This is a genomic window from Empedobacter sp. UBA3475 (genome assembly GCF_002378465.1).
GTDB lineage: Bacteria > Bacteroidota > Bacteroidia > Flavobacteriales > Weeksellaceae > Empedobacter > Empedobacter falsenii_B.
The window spans coordinates 1-17,563 of record NZ_DFRA01000030.1; the positions used below are offsets into that span (position 1 = coordinate 1).

General features: G+C 32.2%; 14 protein-coding genes, 2 tRNA genes and 1 pseudogene. 9 read left to right on the forward strand and 8 right to left on the reverse strand.

All coding sequences use genetic code 11. From position 1 onward, the window contains the following. The first annotated feature begins 371 nt into the window (after positions 1-371). From B3I31_RS06240 to B3I31_RS06250, 3 genes are all read left to right on the forward strand, one after another. Positions 372-1,508, forward strand: a complete 1,137-nt coding sequence (locus B3I31_RS06240) for a DegT/DnrJ/EryC1/StrS family aminotransferase (protein WP_291087764.1) — start codon at positions 372-374, stop codon at positions 1,506-1,508. A gap of 149 nt (positions 1,509-1,657) precedes the next feature. Next, on the forward strand, positions 1,658-2,677 hold the full coding sequence (locus tag B3I31_RS06245) for a phenylalanine--tRNA ligase subunit alpha (protein ID WP_291087767.1): 1,020 nt from the start codon (positions 1,658-1,660) through the stop codon (positions 2,675-2,677). 83 nt (positions 2,678-2,760) lie between these two features. Beyond that, complete coding sequence (locus B3I31_RS06250; protein WP_291087770.1) at positions 2,761-4,266, forward strand: NAD(P)H-hydrate dehydratase; 1,506 nt, start codon at positions 2,761-2,763, stop codon at positions 4,264-4,266. A gap of 22 nt (positions 4,267-4,288) precedes the next feature. Here the strand turns inward: B3I31_RS06250 and B3I31_RS06255 are convergent, their stop codons facing one another. Together B3I31_RS06255 and B3I31_RS06260 are read right to left on the reverse strand one after the other, a co-directional pair. Then, entirely contained in the window at positions 4,289-4,798 is a 510-nt protein-coding gene (locus tag B3I31_RS06255) for a MepB family protein (RefSeq protein ID WP_291087773.1), read from the reverse strand. Next, a complete protein-coding gene (locus tag B3I31_RS06260) occupies positions 4,799-5,866 on the reverse strand; it encodes an ABC transporter substrate-binding protein (protein WP_291087775.1) in 1,068 nt (355 codons plus the stop codon). Positions 5,867-6,056: 190 nt separating this feature from the next. Between B3I31_RS06260 and B3I31_RS06265 the strand changes: the two genes are divergently transcribed. Further along, positions 6,057-6,130 (forward strand) — tRNA-Arg (locus B3I31_RS06265). 108 nt (positions 6,131-6,238) lie between these two features. Here B3I31_RS06265 and der read toward each other — a convergent pair. From der to B3I31_RS06285, 4 genes are all read right to left on the reverse strand, one after another. Beyond that, positions 6,239-7,546, reverse strand: a complete 1,308-nt coding sequence (der, locus tag B3I31_RS06270) for a ribosome biogenesis GTPase Der (protein ID WP_125349172.1) — start codon at positions 7,544-7,546, stop codon at positions 6,239-6,241. Positions 7,547-7,649: 103 nt separating this feature from the next. Next, entirely contained in the window at positions 7,650-8,078 is a 429-nt protein-coding gene (locus B3I31_RS06275; RefSeq protein WP_180905607.1) for an adenylyltransferase/cytidyltransferase family protein, read from the reverse strand. A gap of 35 nt (positions 8,079-8,113) precedes the next feature. Continuing rightward, entirely contained in the window at positions 8,114-8,464 is a 351-nt protein-coding gene (locus B3I31_RS06280; RefSeq protein ID WP_038336510.1) for a phosphomannose isomerase type II C-terminal cupin domain, read from the reverse strand. A 112-nt stretch (positions 8,465-8,576) separates the two neighbouring features. Beyond that, positions 8,577-8,652 (reverse strand) — tRNA-Phe (locus B3I31_RS06285). A 131-nt stretch (positions 8,653-8,783) separates the two neighbouring features. Between B3I31_RS06285 and cls the strand changes: the two genes are divergently transcribed. Both cls and B3I31_RS06295 read left to right on the forward strand, forming a co-directional pair. Beyond that, on the forward strand, positions 8,784-10,280 hold the full coding sequence (gene cls / locus B3I31_RS06290; protein ID WP_291087778.1) for a cardiolipin synthase: 1,497 nt from the start codon (positions 8,784-8,786) through the stop codon (positions 10,278-10,280). 34 nt (positions 10,281-10,314) lie between these two features. Continuing rightward, complete coding sequence (locus B3I31_RS06295; RefSeq protein WP_168801854.1) at positions 10,315-10,458, forward strand: hypothetical protein; 144 nt, start codon at positions 10,315-10,317, stop codon at positions 10,456-10,458. Between the two features lie 42 nt (positions 10,459-10,500). Here B3I31_RS06295 and B3I31_RS06300 read toward each other — a convergent pair whose 3' ends face one another. Beyond that, on the reverse strand, positions 10,501-11,139 hold the full coding sequence (locus B3I31_RS06300; protein ID WP_291078532.1) for an HdeD family acid-resistance protein: 639 nt from the start codon (positions 11,137-11,139) through the stop codon (positions 10,501-10,503). Between the two features lie 174 nt (positions 11,140-11,313). Here B3I31_RS06300 and B3I31_RS06305 point away from each other — a divergent pair, with 174 nt between their 5' ends. Beyond that, positions 11,314-12,639, forward strand: coding sequence for a hydroxymethylglutaryl-CoA synthase family protein (locus tag B3I31_RS06305; protein ID WP_291087781.1), 1,326 nt, complete (start codon positions 11,314-11,316; stop codon positions 12,637-12,639). Positions 12,640-12,675: 36 nt separating this feature from the next. Here B3I31_RS06305 and B3I31_RS06310 read toward each other — a convergent pair. Beyond that, positions 12,676-14,100: pseudogene (locus tag B3I31_RS06310) on the reverse strand (MATE family efflux transporter). 200 nt (positions 14,101-14,300) lie between these two features. Between B3I31_RS06310 and B3I31_RS06315 the strand changes: the two are divergent. Both B3I31_RS06315 and B3I31_RS06320 read left to right on the forward strand, forming a co-directional pair. Beyond that, positions 14,301-16,415: a prolyl oligopeptidase family serine peptidase gene (locus B3I31_RS06315; protein ID WP_286495839.1), complete on the forward strand. Its 2,115-nt coding sequence runs from the start codon at positions 14,301-14,303 to the stop codon at positions 16,413-16,415. 79 nt (positions 16,416-16,494) lie between these two features. Next, the gene (locus B3I31_RS06320) at positions 16,495-17,544 is read left to right on the forward strand and encodes an NAD(P)-dependent alcohol dehydrogenase (RefSeq protein ID WP_291059462.1); all 1,050 of its coding nucleotides are present in this window, start codon (positions 16,495-16,497) and stop codon (positions 17,542-17,544) included. The last annotated feature ends 19 nt before the right edge of the window (positions 17,545-17,563 follow it).

Consider the following 17,563-nt stretch of genomic DNA (forward strand, 5'->3'; position numbering starts at 1 on the left):
AAAAAGGTTTTAGCCCGTAGGGTTTGTAAAATCTTTAGTGAAATGAAAACATTTTTAGTAGAGAGGTTTACGGCCTTGACTTTTTGGTTACTTTTTAGTCTGTTCCCCGAAGGGCATATGAATGTAAATAATTAAAATAGATAAGGAATGAATAAAAAAGTGACATTAAAGAATTTTTAATCTCAAATGTTGTTAAAAGTGGATTTTAATATTAAAAAAGGATGAAAAAAACCGGCATTAAAACTCTCACGTTAAGAAAATGTTTGAGAGAGTATTGATAAGATTTTTTATTTTATGAAGTTTTATGATAAACTAATGAAGCAAAAATCATAGTTTTATGCTAAATTTGAACTATTAATACAACTAACCAAATGCTAACTAAAATCTGGCTTTCATCTCCACATCTTTCAGGAAATGAAATGAAATATATTCAAGATGCTTTTGATAAAAATTGGATTACATCTATTGGTGACAATATTGATGGATTTGAGTTTGATATTCAAAAAGTGTTGAATACATCAAATCCAATTGTTGCATTAAATAGTTGTACTTCTGTTTTACATTTAGCTCTTATATTGCTAGGAGTGAAGAATGGTGATGAGGTAATCTGTCAATCGATGACATTCTCAGCAACAGCAAATCCAATTGCTTATCAAGGAGCTACACCTGTTTTTATTGATTCTGAAAAAGATACATGGAACATTTGTCCAATTGCATTAGAAGAAGCAATTAAAGATAGAATTTCAAAAGGAAAAAAACCAAAGGCGATATTAGCTGTTCATTTGTACGGAATGCCATATAAAGTAGACGAAGTACATGCTGTTGCTGATAAATATAACATTCCTGTGATAGAAGATGCTGCAGAAGCTTTAGGTTCTAAATACAAAGAAAAAGCAGCAGGGACTTTTGGTCGTTTTGGAGCGTTATCGTTTAATGGGAATAAAATTATAACAACTTCTGGTGGTGGAGCATTAGTTTGTCAAACACAAGAAGATAAAGATAAAGCAGTATTTTTAGCGACACAAGCACGCGATAATGCACCTCATTATCAACACTCACATATTGGGTACAATTACCGTATGAGTAATATTACAGCAGGTATTGGTCGTGGACAAATGGAAGTTCTACCAAGTAGAGTGGAAGCTCGTCGCGCAATGAACAAATTCTATCAAGATTTATTTGCGGATATTGATGGAGTAACTGTTTTTGTAGAACCAACTTCTGATTATTTTTCTAATCATTGGTTGTCAGCAATTTTAATTGATCCAAAAGTAGCGGGGAAAACGCGCGAAGAGTTGCGTTTAGCTTTTTTAGAAGATGATATCGAATCTCGTCCATTATGGAAACCTATGCACATGCAACCTGTTTTTGCTGATGCACCTTATTATGGAGGAAAAGTAGCAGAAGAATTATTCGAAAATGGTTTATGTTTACCTTCTGGTTCTAATTTGACAGATGCAGAACGAGAACGAATTACTGCTAAAGTAAAAGAAGTATTTGGAAAATAATTTTTAAAAATATAATATCAATCAAATCCTCTTAAGTTTTCTTAGGAGGATTTTTATTTATAAGAATTAGACGTTTTTAATAAAAGTACTCGAATAATTTGTTATAAGTTGATTATCGGTTAAATTTGTAATCAAATTGATCAGAAATTATGATTGACCAAATCAAACAATATATTGAAGAAGTAAAAAACTTCCATTCAACAAATGCTGCTGAAATTGAAGAATTCAGAATTAAATTTTTAGGAAAAAAAGGAATTTTAACAGACTTGTTTACACAGTTCAAATCTGTTCCGAATGAACAAAAAAAGGAATTTGGTCAAGTTGTGAATGAATTAAAAACATTGGCAACAGAAAAATCAACTGTTCTTAAAAATGAAATTTCAAACGAAGGAAAAACTGATTCTTCTATAGATTTGACGCGTCCTGGAGAGCCTTTTACATTGGGATCTCGTCATCCAATTAACATTACAAAAAATCGTATTATCGAGATTTTTAATCGCATTGGATTCAGCGTTTCTGAAGGGCCAGAAATCGAAGATGATTGGCACAATTTTACAGCGTTAAATTTGCCTGCACATCACCCTGCGAGAGACATGCAAGATACATTTTTCATCGAAACTGATCCAGATATCGTGTTGCGTACGCATACATCGTCTACGCAGATTCGTCATATGGAGAAAAATCAACCTCCAATGCGTTTCTTAGCGCCAGGTCGTGTTTACCGTAACGAAGCTATTTCGTCTCGTTCGCATATGATGTTCCACCAAATTGAAGGTTTATACATTGACGAAGGTGTTTCGTTTGCAGATTTGAAACAAACGTTAAGTTATTTTACAACTGAGTTATTTGGTAAATCTGAAATTCGTTTGCGTCCTTCATATTTCCCATTTACAGAGCCTTCTGCGGAGGTTGACGTGTATTGGGGATTAGAAACTGAAACTGATTATCGTATGACAAAGGGTACAGGTTGGTTAGAAATTATGGGATGTGGAATGGTAGATCCTAACGTTTTGCGCAATGTAGATATCGATCCTGAGAAATATTCGGGTTATGCATTCGGTATGGGAATTGAGCGTATTGCGTTGTTGTTGTATCAAATTGGGGATATCCGTTTGTACACAGAAAATGATAAACGTTTCTTAGAGCAATTTCAATCAGAATTATTTTAAGATGAATAGAATATAAATAAAAAAAGGAGCTCAAATTGAGTTCCTTTTTTTATTTACTACCTTTATGTAAACAAATGTTATTCATGAAAATACTCAATTCAAAACAGATAAAAGAATGGGATCAATTAACGATCAAACATCAAAATATATCCTCTTGGGATTTGATGGAGCGAGCTGTATTGAAATTGACTGAAAATATAGTGAATGATATTCCCTCTAAAGAATCACCCATTATTATTTTTTGTGGAAAAGGGAATAATGGAGGAGATGGATTGGGAGTTGCAAGAGAACTGAAAAAATTAGGGTATAAAACATTGATTTATATATTGAAATCAGAGAATTATAGCGAAAATAATGTAAAGAATCAACAACTTTTGAGTTCTGATGATTTACATTTTTTTAATGTGAATGAAGAGTTACAACTTCCTGAAAATTCAGTTATTATCGATGCTATTTTCGGAATTGGAATTAATCAACCTTTGCATGATGATTGGAATTCAGTCTTCAATCAAATAGCAGAGTCAAATCCGACGCAAATTATCTCGATAGATTTGCCTTCTGGTTTTATTGCTGATTCTCCTATGCAAAAATATTTTCCGTGTTGTAAATCAAATAAAACATATACTTTTCAGGTTCCTAAATTAGGTTTATTATTTCCTGAAAATCAGATTTATACCGATGAATTTATTTTGTTAGATATTGGATTAGAACAAAATGTGAGTAATGAATTTGAGACAAATTATTATTTTATACAGAAAAATGATGTTCAGAAATTTCTAAAGAAACCAAGTCAGTTTTCGCACAAAGGTACATTTGGTCATACGTTGATAATTGGTGGAAGTTTAGGAAAAATAGGTTCAATTATTTTAAGTGCAAAAGCAGCCTTGAAGACGGGTAGTGGTTTGGTAACGACTTATACTCCTCAATGTGGATTAAATATTTTGCAAACAAATTTGATAGAATCAATGAGTTTGACTGATGATTCAGAAAAACAAATTGAACATTTTCCTGAGATAAAAATTTATCAAGGAGTTGCTGTTGGAATGGGAATGGGACAACACCCAACTACAGAAGAAAATTTTATCAATTGGATTAAGAATCAACAACAACCTTTGGTGATTGATGCTGATGCATTAAATTGTTTAGCTAATCAGAAAGATTGTTTTACGTTGATTCCACAAGATTCAGTTTTAACACCGCATCCAAAAGAGTTACAACGTTTAATTGGAGAATGGGAAAATGATTTTGAGAAATTAGAAAAAGTTAAAAAACTTGCTGTTTTTCATCAATTGACATTTATTATAAAAGGTTTTTATACTGCAGTTATTACATCCGAAGGTAAAATTTATTTCAATTCGACAGGAAATTGGGGAATGGCAACTGCTGGATCTGGAGATACGTTGAGTGGAATTATTGCGTCGCTAATTGGACAAGGTTATCATTCATCAGAAGCTTCAATTTTAGGTGTTTATTTACATGGATTGGCTGGAGATTTGGCTGTAAATAAAATTCATCCACATAGTTTAATTGCGTCAAATATTAGTGATTTTATCAGTGAAGCTTATTTTTATTTGGATTCGAATTTTTGAAAAAATAACAAAAAAACGGAACTCAATTTGAATTCCGTTTTTTGTTGAATATCTTTTCTAACTTGGTTTTATCAATTTGTTGATTGTTGACTTCTACAAAATAATCTTGTTGCCAATTTTGAGTTTTCTCCGCTTGTTTATTTTCAGGTTTTACCCAATTCGGATAAACTCTAAAACCTCGTTTTCCTTCTTTTTTAATTGAGCTCAAAATATGTTTTTCAATTAAAATTGATTTCGGAAAAATATAAAAACCTAGTTTAGAATCATCTTCTGCCGCAATAATGTAATAATCAAAACCATCATTTTCGCCGAAAGGTTTGGTTTGTTTAGCTGTATTTCGTTTCCATAATGTTACAAATTGACCAACTTTTTTAGGCGTAATTTTCGCTTTTCTAAATTTTATAGAAAATTCTTTAACATTGAAATTATACCCTATATATTCGTCACATTCTGCATCTTTTTCAAGAGTTGAAATGGATAAATTCGAAGATTTTAGAACAAAATCTTCGAATTTTTGAATAATTTCAATCATTTATTTCAATTGTTGATAAAAGTATAAATCATACGTTGGAAATAAATTTGGATAGAAAATTTTTCCTAAATCATTCAAAATAATATCTGGACGAAGAATTCCTTGCTCAAAATAATCATTCGAACCTTTTGCATTCATTCGTTTGTTGTAAGCGTAGACATTTCCTTTCTTAAACGCATCAAACCACGCATAATTTGGATAAGAAGCTTTCATTTCTGCCAAAGAATTCACGTTTGTTGCATTGATCCAATAATTTGCAGATTTTCCAGCTGTATAAACTTCTTCAAATGTTAAACTTAAACTATTTTCACCTGTTTTATTCTTGAAAATATAATTTCCTTTCGCATCGTCTATCAATTTTGCTTGCAACAAGTCATTTGTCGGAACGTACCAAATGTCGCCATACATTGTATTCACAATTGTTGAAACATTACCTTGTGCTTTGGTTTGAATGATATTTTTGATTGAATCGTAATTATTTTTAACCGTTTCTACGCGTTTTTCAGCTTCTGTATCTTTTCCGAATAATTTTCCGAAAACCTTCAAATACTCAACTTGTCCTATTGGATTTTGCTCTTTGTATTCATCTAAATACAATACTTTTATCCCATTTTGTTCCAATTGTTGATGAAATTTTGCCAAAACAGGATTTGAATTTGCAATAATCAATTGAGGCTTATTTTTTAAGATAATTTCTGTGAATAATTCGTTTGAATTTCCAACTTTTAAGATTGATTTATTCGCAATTCCTTCGGCTATTTTAGGATTGTAAATAAAATCTGCATCGCAAACTCCTTTGATTAAGTCAAGACTTTCTAATTGATCTAAAAACGTCACGGCAGATGAAGTTTCAACCATCACAGTTTTGATAGGCAAGTCTTTTTTATCAAATGAAATTGTATTTCCAGAAGATTTTATCGTGATTGTTTCGTTGTTTTCTTCGATAGAAATATTTTTTGCAAACTGAAAAGTTGTATTTTCTTGTTCAGTTTTAACAGCTTCTTTCGACTGTTTACAACTACTAATGGCAAGAAGAACGAATGAGGTTAGAATAAATTTTTTTATCATTTGGATTGAATTTAGAGCAGGCAAGTTAAGAAATAGGATGAAATCATAAAAAAATATTTTTGTAAGCAATTGATTCGTTGTAAATTAAATTAATGTTTAGAATTTTTCTTAAAAAGATTAGGTTTTTACGATGAAAGTGCTGTATATTTGCATTCGAAAATAAAGGAAAATACTTTCAATTATTTCAAACGGCCGAGTGGCGCAACTGAATAGCGCACTTGATTACGGCTCAAGAGGTTACAGGTTTGAATCCTGTCTCGGTCACAAAAATGCTCAGCGGCAATCGTTGAGCTTTTTTTATGAATGTTAAATTCTATTGTTATCAATAAAAAAGTCCATCTACAAATTGTAAATGGACTTTTTGGATTTTTATTATTTCTTTCTGAAGTAAACTTCAATAGGAACTCCTTCAAAATTGAATTCCTTTCTCAATTGATTTTCGATAAATCGTTTGTAAGGATCTCTAATATATTGCGGCAAGTTACAGAAAAACGCAAATTGAGGCGTTTTTGTAGGTAACTGCGTTACATATTTGATTTTGATGTATTTTCCTTTTACTGCAGGTGGAGGTGTAATCTCGATAATCGGTAACAAGGTTTCGTTTAATTTACTTGTTTTGATACGACGACTGCGGTTCTCGTAAACTTCGATAAATGTATCCACAGCTTTCAAGACACGTTGTTTTGTAAGAGCCGAGATAAACAACACAGGAACGTCTGTAAAAGGCGCAATACGTTTTAGAATAGCATCTTTGTATTCTTTCATTGTATTGGTTTCTTTTTCCAATAAATCCCATTTGTTGATTAAGATGACCACACCTTTTCGGTTACGTTCTGCTAAATAAAGAATATTCAAATCTTGTGCTTCAATACCACGTTCTGCATCAATTACTAAGACACAAACGTCGCATTCTTCGATTGCACGAACCGAACGCATCACAGAATAAAATTCTAAATCTTCGCTTACTTTTCCTTTTTTACGCATTCCGGCAGTGTCTACCAAAACAAATTCGTGTCCAAATTTATTGTACAACGTTTCGATAGAATCACGTGTTGTTCCTGCGATATCCGTTACAATATTACGTTCTTCACCTAATAATGCATTGATTAATGTAGATTTTCCAGCATTTGGACGACCTACGATTGTAATTTTAGGTAAACCTTCGAATGGATCAATGTGTTGTTCTTCTTTAAAACAATCTACCACATCATCTAATAATTCACCTGTTCCACTTCCGCTCATTGCAGCGATAGTGTACATTTTTTCGAATCCTAAGTTATAAAACTCATAAGAATCTTCTAAATTTTTGTTGGTATCGACCTTATTCACAACTAAGAATGTAGGCTTCTTAGTGCGTCTTAAAAGGTTGCCAACTTCCTTATCCATATCCGTTAAACCAACTTGATTGTCTACCATGAACAAAATTACATTTGCTTCATCAATAGCCAATTCAACTTGCTTGCGGATCTCTTCTTCAAAGGTATCATCTGAACCAACGACATACCCTCCGGTATCGATTACGGTAAACTCTTTTCCATTCCAATCAGATTTTCCATAATGACGATCACGTGTAACACCAGAAGTGTCATCAACGATAGCTTGTCTTTTTTGGATCATTCTGTTGAAGAACGTAGATTTACCAACGTTTGGTCTTCCTACAATTGCAACTATATTTGACATTTTGCAAAGGTATAATTTTTAGAATTATTTTTTACATTAATTTTTTGATTGAGAAAGTATTGTAAATAAAAAAGGTTAGATAAACTCTAACCTTACTCAATTTTTATTTTACAACTTTAAGAAGTTCTTTTTCAGCAACCACTTTTCTAAGGCCAGAACTTGAGAAACGGTGGTCTCTTGAATTGTAATACAATTCGATTCCTTTTTCTTCACAATATTTACGTCCTGTGAAGTTTTTATCTTGATATTCAATACCTAAAATACGCACATCAATTTTGAAAGATCTCAAAACATCTTCCAAATCTTCTTCAGTTGCATAAGGCACAATTTCGTCAACAAATTTGCAACCTTTTAACTGAATGTAGCGTTCTACAACAGTTTGTGTTGGTTTGTTTTTTTCTGGTCGATCTAATGTTGGATCTGTTTGTAAACCTACAATCAAATAATCGCAATGTTGTTTTGCGTCTTCTAGCATTTTGATATGTCCCGCATGAAGCAAATCAAAAGCACTAAATGTAATTCCGATTTTCATAGTGAATTAGTTTAGTCTTTTATAGTTAGTTTTTATTAATCTTCAGATGATCGGTTGTAATCATCTTCAATTCGAATGATGTCTTCCTCACCAAAATACGTACCATGTTGAACTTCGATAAAAATTAGAGTCTCATTACCTATGTTCTGAATACGATGTTTTGCTTTTAATGGAATAATAACGACTTCACCTGCTTTGTATTCATATTCTTTATCATCAAGTGTTACCATTGCAGTACCCTGAACAATTGTCCAAACTTCTGCACGATGATTGTGGTATTGGTAAGACAAACGCCCGCCAACATTCACTTCTATTCTTTTTAATTTATATATATCGGTGTCCTCTAATACGTAGTACGAACCCCAAGGTCTATTTCCTATTTCCATGTTTTATGCAATTTACGGAATATTTAGATACAACTCTAAAATACTCGATGAATAAATTGTTATGTTCATTCAAAAAAAAAACCTCAAACACATGCTTGAGGTTTTATAAATGTGGTGGTGCCTCCAGGAATCGAACCAGGGACACAAGGATTTTCAGTCCTTTGCTCTACCAACTGAGCTAAGGCACCGTCATTTTGGATTGCAAATATAAGAAGGTTTGTTTTATATTTCCAAAATTATTTTTAAATATTTTCTATTATTTTTTTAATGAATTGATTTTTATTCATTTATTTTTATAAAAATTACGAATTGGTAACAAATGGAATGGTCAATCACACTTTTGCACATCTGGAATTTTATCAAAGAATGGTATTGGGTTCCGCTTACCGTCCTTTATATAATGGTGATTGTTACTATTTTGATCGAAAATCGAAACCCTACTAAAACAATTGCATGGATACTGGTGATTGTTTTTCTACCGTTTATTGGAATAATCTTATATTTTTTCTTTGGACAGAAATTTAAAAAAGATGAATTTTTTAAACATATAGATAAGAATCATCAAAAAATCATCAATGAAAAATGGGCTGAAATGGATCAATTTGTTCACGATGATTTAGATAAAGTAAATGCAAGAATTGGTTCTTTGTCACAGGTTTATCGTTATTTAAATAATGCAAGAGTTTCTTATCCTGCAACAAATAATAAAGTAAAGTTGTTGACAAATGGAGAAGAAAAATTTCCTCTTTTTTTGGAAGCTTTACGTGAAGCTAAAAATCATATTCATCTCGAATATTACATTTTTGGTGAAGATCATATTGGAAATGAAATCATTGATATTCTGATTGAAAAAGCTAAAAATGGTGTAGAAGTTCGTGTAACTGCGGATGATTTTGGATCATCAAAACTGAATAAACATCACTCAAGATTTGATGGAACAGGTGTGGAGTTTCAAACATTTTTACCTGTTCGATTTTCTTCTTTGGCAAATTCTAATTACCGTAATCACCGTAAAATTTTGATTGTTGATGGTAAAAAAGCATTTTTAGGAGGAATTAACATTAGTGATAAATACATCAATCAAAATGGTGTAATAAGTCCAAATAATAAGATTTATTGGCGTGATACTTCTGTGATGATTGAAGGAGATTCTATCAATAGTTTGCAATTGCATTTTTACTTAAATTGGATGATGACGGAAGGCAAAAAGTATAATATTTCTGATTCAAATTATTTTTACAATTCTCAAAGTAAGATTTTTGAAGATGCTGCAACTGTTAGTTTCGGACTTTCTTCGCCTGGTAGTGATGTACATTCGGCAATGGAAGCGATGATTTTGGCAATTACTTTAGCGAAAAAGAAAGTGCAATTGTGTACACCATATTTTATACCAAGTGACGAATTTAAGACAGCGATGATGATTGCTGTTTCGAGCGGAGTAGAAGTGGAGTTGATTATCCCTAAAAAAGGCGATTCTATTGTAGTGCAACAAGCGTCATTATCATTCCTAAAACCTTTGATGAAGCGGGGTGTAAAAGTTTATTTATACGAAAAAGGATTTATTCACGCCAAAACAATAACGGTTGATGATAAATTGGCTTTTATTGGAACAGTGAATTTAGATTATCGTAGTTTTATGATTAATTTCGAGATTACTTCGGTGATTGAAAATGCAACGTTATTGCAACAAATGAGTGCTCAATTTGATATAGATAAAGAGGATTCAGAATTATTAACTATTGAAAAATGGGAAAATAGACCTTGGTATAACCGTGCGTTTGCATCGATTTGTAGATTATTAGCACCGATATTGTAAATATTTATTATATTTAATTTTAAATCAAGGTAATATGAAAAAGCTATCTTTGTTATCAATTGGAAAAATTGCTATAGGTGCAGTTCTAGCTTATGGTTTTCTAAATTTTATAGATCAACCAGATGTTATGATTGAATCTTTTAAAACTGGATTTTTAGAAGGAATCTTAGGAAAATAAAACAAAAACCTCCACTTCAATTAAAGTGGAGGTTTTTGTTTTTTATTGATTTTTAAAATCTTCGATTTCTTTTCTAATTTCTTCATATCGACTTCTCAAATCGTCTGAAATATTATTCGGGATATCTTTTATTTTCTTCAATTGAAGCGAAATAAAAATAGCAAATAATCCTGATGAAATTACAGCTAATCCAAGCCAAGCTACTGCTGTTAAACCTGCTAATTGTGGAGATGATAATAAAATTAGGGAAATGATTAATCCAATAATAGCTAAGAACAGAGAAATTCCCCAATCTTTTACGCCATAATTTTTTAGGTCGAAAGCATAACTAATTCCAGAAATTGAGCGGAATAACACTAAGAACCCAACATAATAAGCAAAAACTTCTAAGCTTAAAATAGGATTAACAACTAACATAAATCCAACAATTGTTGTGATAATTCCATACGTTAATGTCCAGCCCCAACTGTCAATTTCATCTTTATTTGAGATCGAAAAAACAATTTCCGAAATTCCAGAGAATAAAAAAGATACAGCAAAAAATACTGAAAGTGCAACATACGATGCTGTTGGAAATGCGAATGTATAAATTCCAAGTCCAACGAATAATAATCCAATGATTAATAAAATCCACCAATATTTGACAGAATTTTTGATTGATTTGTAAAAAGTACGAGCCATTTTGAAAAAAAAATATTTAAAATTATAGACTTAAAATTAAGAAATATTCTAATTAAACCTCTATTTTTTTGTTTTTTTATAATGATTATTGATTTCTTAAAATTCAGGATTTATTTCATGCTTACTAAAAATTAAATACTCTTAACTTTGAAGTTCGCTTAAAAATCAACGAAAATGAAGTATGGAATAGAGGCGGCTTCTATCTACGTTCCGCATATATATTTACCAATAAAAGATTTAGCAATTCAGCGCAATATTGATCCTGATAAACTTGAAATAGGATTAGGATTAAAAAAAATGTCTGTTTTAGATGTTCATGAAGATACAGCAACTATCGCTGCGAATGCTTTGTTGAAATTAATCACAGATTTTGATATAAATCCAACTGAAATCGGACGAATTTATTTAGGAACAGAAAGCGCTTTAGATGGAGCAAAACCAACCGCAACTTATGCAGTACAATTGGTAGAATCTGTTTTGGCTAAACAATTTGGTGAACGACCTTTTAGACATACAGATGTTGTGGATATGACGTTTGCGTGTGTGGGTGGAGTAGATGCGATTCACAATTCTATTGATTATGTTCGTGTAAATCCAGCTAAAAAAGCAATTGTAATTGCAGCCGATTATGCAAAATATGGCTTAGAATCGACGGGAGAATATACGCAAGGTGCTGGTGCAGTAGCGATGTTAATCTCGAATCAACCAGATTTGATTGCGTTTGATAACAATTGGGGAATTGGCATGGAATCTGTTTTTGATTTCTTTAAACCACATCAATCAACTTCTGATGAAGCGATTTTGAATGCTTTAGGAACAACAAAATCTGAAATCGAAATTTTTTCAGATGAACCAGTTTTCGAAGGGCAATATTCTAACGAATGTTATAAGAATAGAGTAAGAGAAGCTTATTTTAATTTTAAAGAAAAAGCAGGTGTTGAAGGAAAATTGTACGAAAATTGGCGATATATTGCTTTTCACTTGCCTTATGCATTTCAAGGAAAAAGAATGTTTTCGGATGTTTTTGCGTTAGAAAATGGTCAAGATAATTCGAATGATAACTTGAAAATTGTTTCAAAATCGGATGAATATAAAGCGTTAATCAAAGAAAAAGTAGAACCAACTCAACGTGCTTCTTCTGAGATCGGAAATATGTACACAGCTTCTGTTTTCACGGCATTTTTATCGGCTTTACAAGTGAGTGCTGATAATGATGAAGAGTTGAATGGAAAAACTGTTGGATTTATTGCGTATGGTTCTGGATCTAAATCGAAAGTTTTTCAAGGACAAATTGGTGAAGGTTGGAAGAATGTGATGAATAAAATGGATTTGTTCAATTATTTGAATCAAAGAGAAGCGATTTCTTTTGAACAATACCAAGATCTACACAATAAAAATCTGAAAACATCTATTAATGATTCGAAAGGTTTTGCCTTAGATCGCATTGAAACTGAAATTCCAGATTTGAAAGGTGCAAGATATTATACTTACAAAGGATAAAAACATAAAAAAAATCGCTCATATGAGCGATTTTTTTTATACTATTTTCTGTTTCCACTTTCCACGTTTAAAAAGAATAAATGCTAAAATTGCAATAAACGTTTCCGAAACAGGAATTGCTATAAAAACGCCTTCTTATTTTAGGTTGAAATGATACGTTAATACATACGCTAATGGAATTTGGAATAACCAAAATCCAACAAAATTGATAATCGTTGGCGTCATTGTATCGCCCGCGCCGTTAAAAGCATTCATCATTACCATTCCAATTCCGTATAATAAGAAACCAGTTGCCAAAATGTACATTCCTTCTTTTGCAACAATTTTGATATGTTCTTCTGTTGTAAAAATTGAGACTAAATAATTGCTTAATCCATAGAAAATAACACTTACAATCAACATGTAAATGATGTTAAATTTCATGGTCATAAGGACCGATTTTTCAGCTTTTTCGGGATCTTTATTTCCTAAATTTTGACCAACTAAAGTTGCCGCAGCATTACTCAATCCCCAAGCAGGTAACATAAAAAACATCATCAAACGTAAAGCAGTTTGATAACCAGATGAGGCAATTTCTCCACCAGATTGAGCAACAATTCGAGCGAGAATAATCCAACTACAACTTGCAATAATATATTGTACAATAGCAGGAACTGCAATTTTTACAATATTGATAATTAGTTTAGATTTTGGAACGAAATAACTCCATTTGATTTGAATTAATGAATCTTTTTTCGTTAAACCATACAATTGATAAACCACACCACCACTTCTACCAATTGCAGTAGCTAAGGCTGCTCCTTCTAATCCCATTTCAGGAAAAAAGAACCATCCGCGAACAAGAATTGGACACAGAATAATATTTATTCCGTTAGCTAACCACAAACTTTTCATCGCAATTGCTGCATTTCCAGCTCCGCGAAAAATTCCGTTAATCAAGAATAATAATACAATTGATAAACAACTTGCCATCATTATTTTAGTAAAATTCTTCCCGTATTCTGCGGCTTGTTCAGATGATCCCATCCAAATCAATAAATCTTTGGCGAATATAAATCCGAAAATACTCAACAGAATTGTAATGATTATCGATAATAAAATTGCTTGCGAAGCACTTTCCGAAGCTTTTTCGGGTTTCTTTTCTCCAATTCTTCGTGCAATAATGGCAGTTGCAGCCATACTTATTCCTATTGAAATCGAATAAACAATTGTTAATAAAGATTCTGTAAGACCAACGGTTTGTATGGCGAAAGCGCTTTCTTTTAAATGTCCTACAAAATATAAATCGACCAATGCAAAGACAGATTCCATCACCATTTCGAACATCATCGGAATTGCTAATAGAAAGACTGATTTTTTGATTGGTAACGCGGTTAAATCTAAGTTTTCGCTTGAAAAAGATTGTTTAATTAACGAAAAAATAGACCCAATTTTGGCTGTTAAAGACTTTTCTACAGTCATTTTTTTGGTTTTAAAAAAATTAAAAATACTTGATAAATTTTTAAATCAAAATGAATTTAACGTTAAGTTGCCGCGAAGTTGTAAGTATTCATTTCAATTAAAATCTGAGAGGATTTTGCCCAAAAATAAATCATTTTTTTCAATACCAATTTATCTTTTTGATTTTATTATCTTTACCAAAACAGCTATACTAAGAAGAAATGAAAAAAACTGCTTTTATTTTATTTAATGTTGCCCTTATGGTAGGAGTGAATGCACAGAGTTATAAGAAAAAGTATCCAGATTCAAAAAAAATTGATCATGTTGATACGTATTTTGGAGAGAATGTACAAGATCCATATCGTTGGTTGGAAGATGATTTGTCTGAAGATACTAAGAAATGGGTAATTGAACAAAATAAAGCAACTTATGCTTATTTGAATGAAATTCCATTACGTACACAATTGAAAAAATCGTTGACGGATATCTGGAATTACGAGAAAATTTCGACTCCTTTTAAAGAAGGAGATTATACGTATTACTACAAAAATGATGGTTTACAACAACACTCAGTTTTGTACCGTAAATTAGGTGAAAATGGAACAGAAGAAGTTTTTTTAGATCCGAATAAATTCTCGAAAGATGGTTCTGTTTCGTTGGCTGATGTTAGCTTTTCTAAAGATGGAAGCTTAGTTGCCTATTCAATTTCAGAAGGTGGATCAGATTGGAGAAAAGTAATTGTTCTTAACGCAAAAGATAAAACACAAGTTGGAGAAACATTGATTGATGTTAAATTCTCTGGAACAGCTTGGAAAGGAAACGACGGTTTCTACTATTCGTCTTATGATAAACCAAAAGGATCTGAATTATCTGAGAAAACAGATCAACACAAATTATATTACCACAAATTAGGAACAGCTCAGAAAAAAGATCAATTGATTTTTGGAGGAGCAGAAACACCTCGCCGCTATGTTGGTGCTTATTTGACGGATGATGAGCGTTTCTTAATTATTACAGCTGCAAATACAACAACTGGAAATGAGTTGTATTATCAAGATTTGTCTCAAGCAAATAGCCCAATCAAAACAATTGTGAATAATTTTGATACAAATACTTCTGTGATTGATAACGATGGAGAGACTTTCTACATTTTTACAAATAACAAAGCACCAAACAATAAAGTAGTTAAAGCAACTATTTCTGATTTGAGCGAAGCTGCTTGGAAAATAGTTATTCCAGAAACTGAAAATGTATTATCTGTTTCTACAGGAGGAGGTTATTTATTTGCTAAATACTTAAAAGATGCAATTTCGGTTGTGGAGCAATACAAATATGATGGATCAAAAGTCCGTCAAATTACATTGCCAGGCGTTGGTTCTGCATCAGGATTTGGAGGAAAAAAATCAGAGAAAGAAATCTATTTCGGATTTTCAAATTATATCACACCATCTACAAGCTACAAATACAATGTAGAAACGGGATCTTCGGATGTTTACATTAAACCAAATGTAAAATTTAATTCAGATGATTACATTTCTGAACAAGTTTTTTATACGTCAAAAGATGGAACAAAAGTTCCGATGATTATTACGTATAAAAAAGGATTGAAGAAAAATGGTAAAAATCCTACAATCGTTTATGGATACGGAGGATTCAATATTAGTTTAACGCCAGGATTTAGTCCAGCAACTGCTGCTTGGATTGAAAATGGTGGAGTTTACGCTGTTCCAAACTTACGTGGAGGTGGAGAATATGGTAAAAAATGGCACGATGGAGGGCGTCAATTCAATAAATTAAATGTTTTTAATGATTTCATTGCTGCTGCAGAATATTTACAGAAAAATAATTATACTTCACCAGATTTTACTGCATTATCAGGAGGATCTAACGGAGGATTATTAGTTGGCGCAACAGAAACAATTAATCCAAAAATAGCAAAAGTAGCATTGCCTGCGGTTGGGGTTTTAGATATGTTACGTTATCATACGTTTACTGCTGGTGCAGGTTGGGGTTATGACTACGGAACTGCTGATGACAGCAAAGAAATGTTCGAGTATTTGAAAGGTTATTCACCAGTTCACAATGTAAAAGAAGGAACATGTTATCCTGCTACATTAGTCACAACAGGAGATCATGATGATCGTGTAGTTCCTGCGCATTCGTACAAGTTTGCGGCTAATTTACAAGCGAAACAAGCGTGTGATAATCCAGTTTTAATCAGAATTGAAACGAAAGCTGGTCACGGAGCAGGTCGTTCGACAGAAGTTGTGATTAATGAAACAGCTGATAAATATGCATTCACTTTGTGGAACATGGGAATCAAAAAATTGAAATAATTATAATTTAATTCATTCAAAACCATCTGATTATTCAGGTAGATTTTTTAATTTTATAGGGTTAAAAATTTTAAAAATAATGAACACAAAAACATACGCAGCGTTTAATGAAACTGATCCATTAGCGCCACACACAATAGAACGTCGACATTTACATGCGAAAGATATTTTTATAGATATCGAGTATTGTGGAGTTTGTCACAGCGATATTCATACAGCGAAAGGCGATTGGGGAAAACCAAATTATCCAGTTGTTCCAGGGCACGAAATTATTGGTCGAGTAAAAGAAATTGGTTCTGATGTAACAAAGTTTAAAGTTGGAGATTTGGTTGGAGTAGGTTGTATGGTAGAATCTTGTCAACATTGTCATTCTTGCGACGAAGGTTTGGAGCAGTATTGTGAAAATGGTTTTACAGGAACGTACAATTCTAAAAACTCGAAACATGGTGGAATCACTTACGGTGGTTATTCAGAAAACATCGTGGTAGAAGAAGATTTTGTGCTTCACGTACCCGAAAATATCGATGTAAAAGCTGCTGCGCCATTGTTGTGTGCGGGAATTACAACGTGGTCGCCTTTGCGTCACTGGAATGTAAAATCGGGCGATAAAGTTGGTATAATTGGTCTTGGAGGTTTGGGACATATGGGTGTTAAATTTGCAAAAGCAATGGGTGCTCATGTTGTGATGATTACAACTTCTGAATCTAAAGGTGAAGATGCAAAGAAACTTGGAGCTGATGAGGTTTTGATTTCGAAAGATGCAACGCAAATGAAAACGCATGCAAATTCATTCGATTTTTTATTGAATACAATTCCTGTGAAACACGATGTTAATCCATATTTACAATTATTAAAATTAGATAAAACAATGTGTATGGTTGGAGCTATCGAGCCTTTAGATGCTGTTCACGGAGGTTTATTGATTATGAAACGTCGTAATTTAGCAGGATCTTTAATTGGAGGAATCAAGGAAACACAAGAAATGTTAGATTTTTGTGGAGAACATAATATTGTGTCTGATGTCGAAATGATCGATATTCAAAACATTAATGAAGCTTACGAGCGAATGATGAAATCTGATGTGAAGTACCGTTTTGTGATTGATATTAAATCATTGAAAGAATCTTAATCTTAGATATAGAAACAAA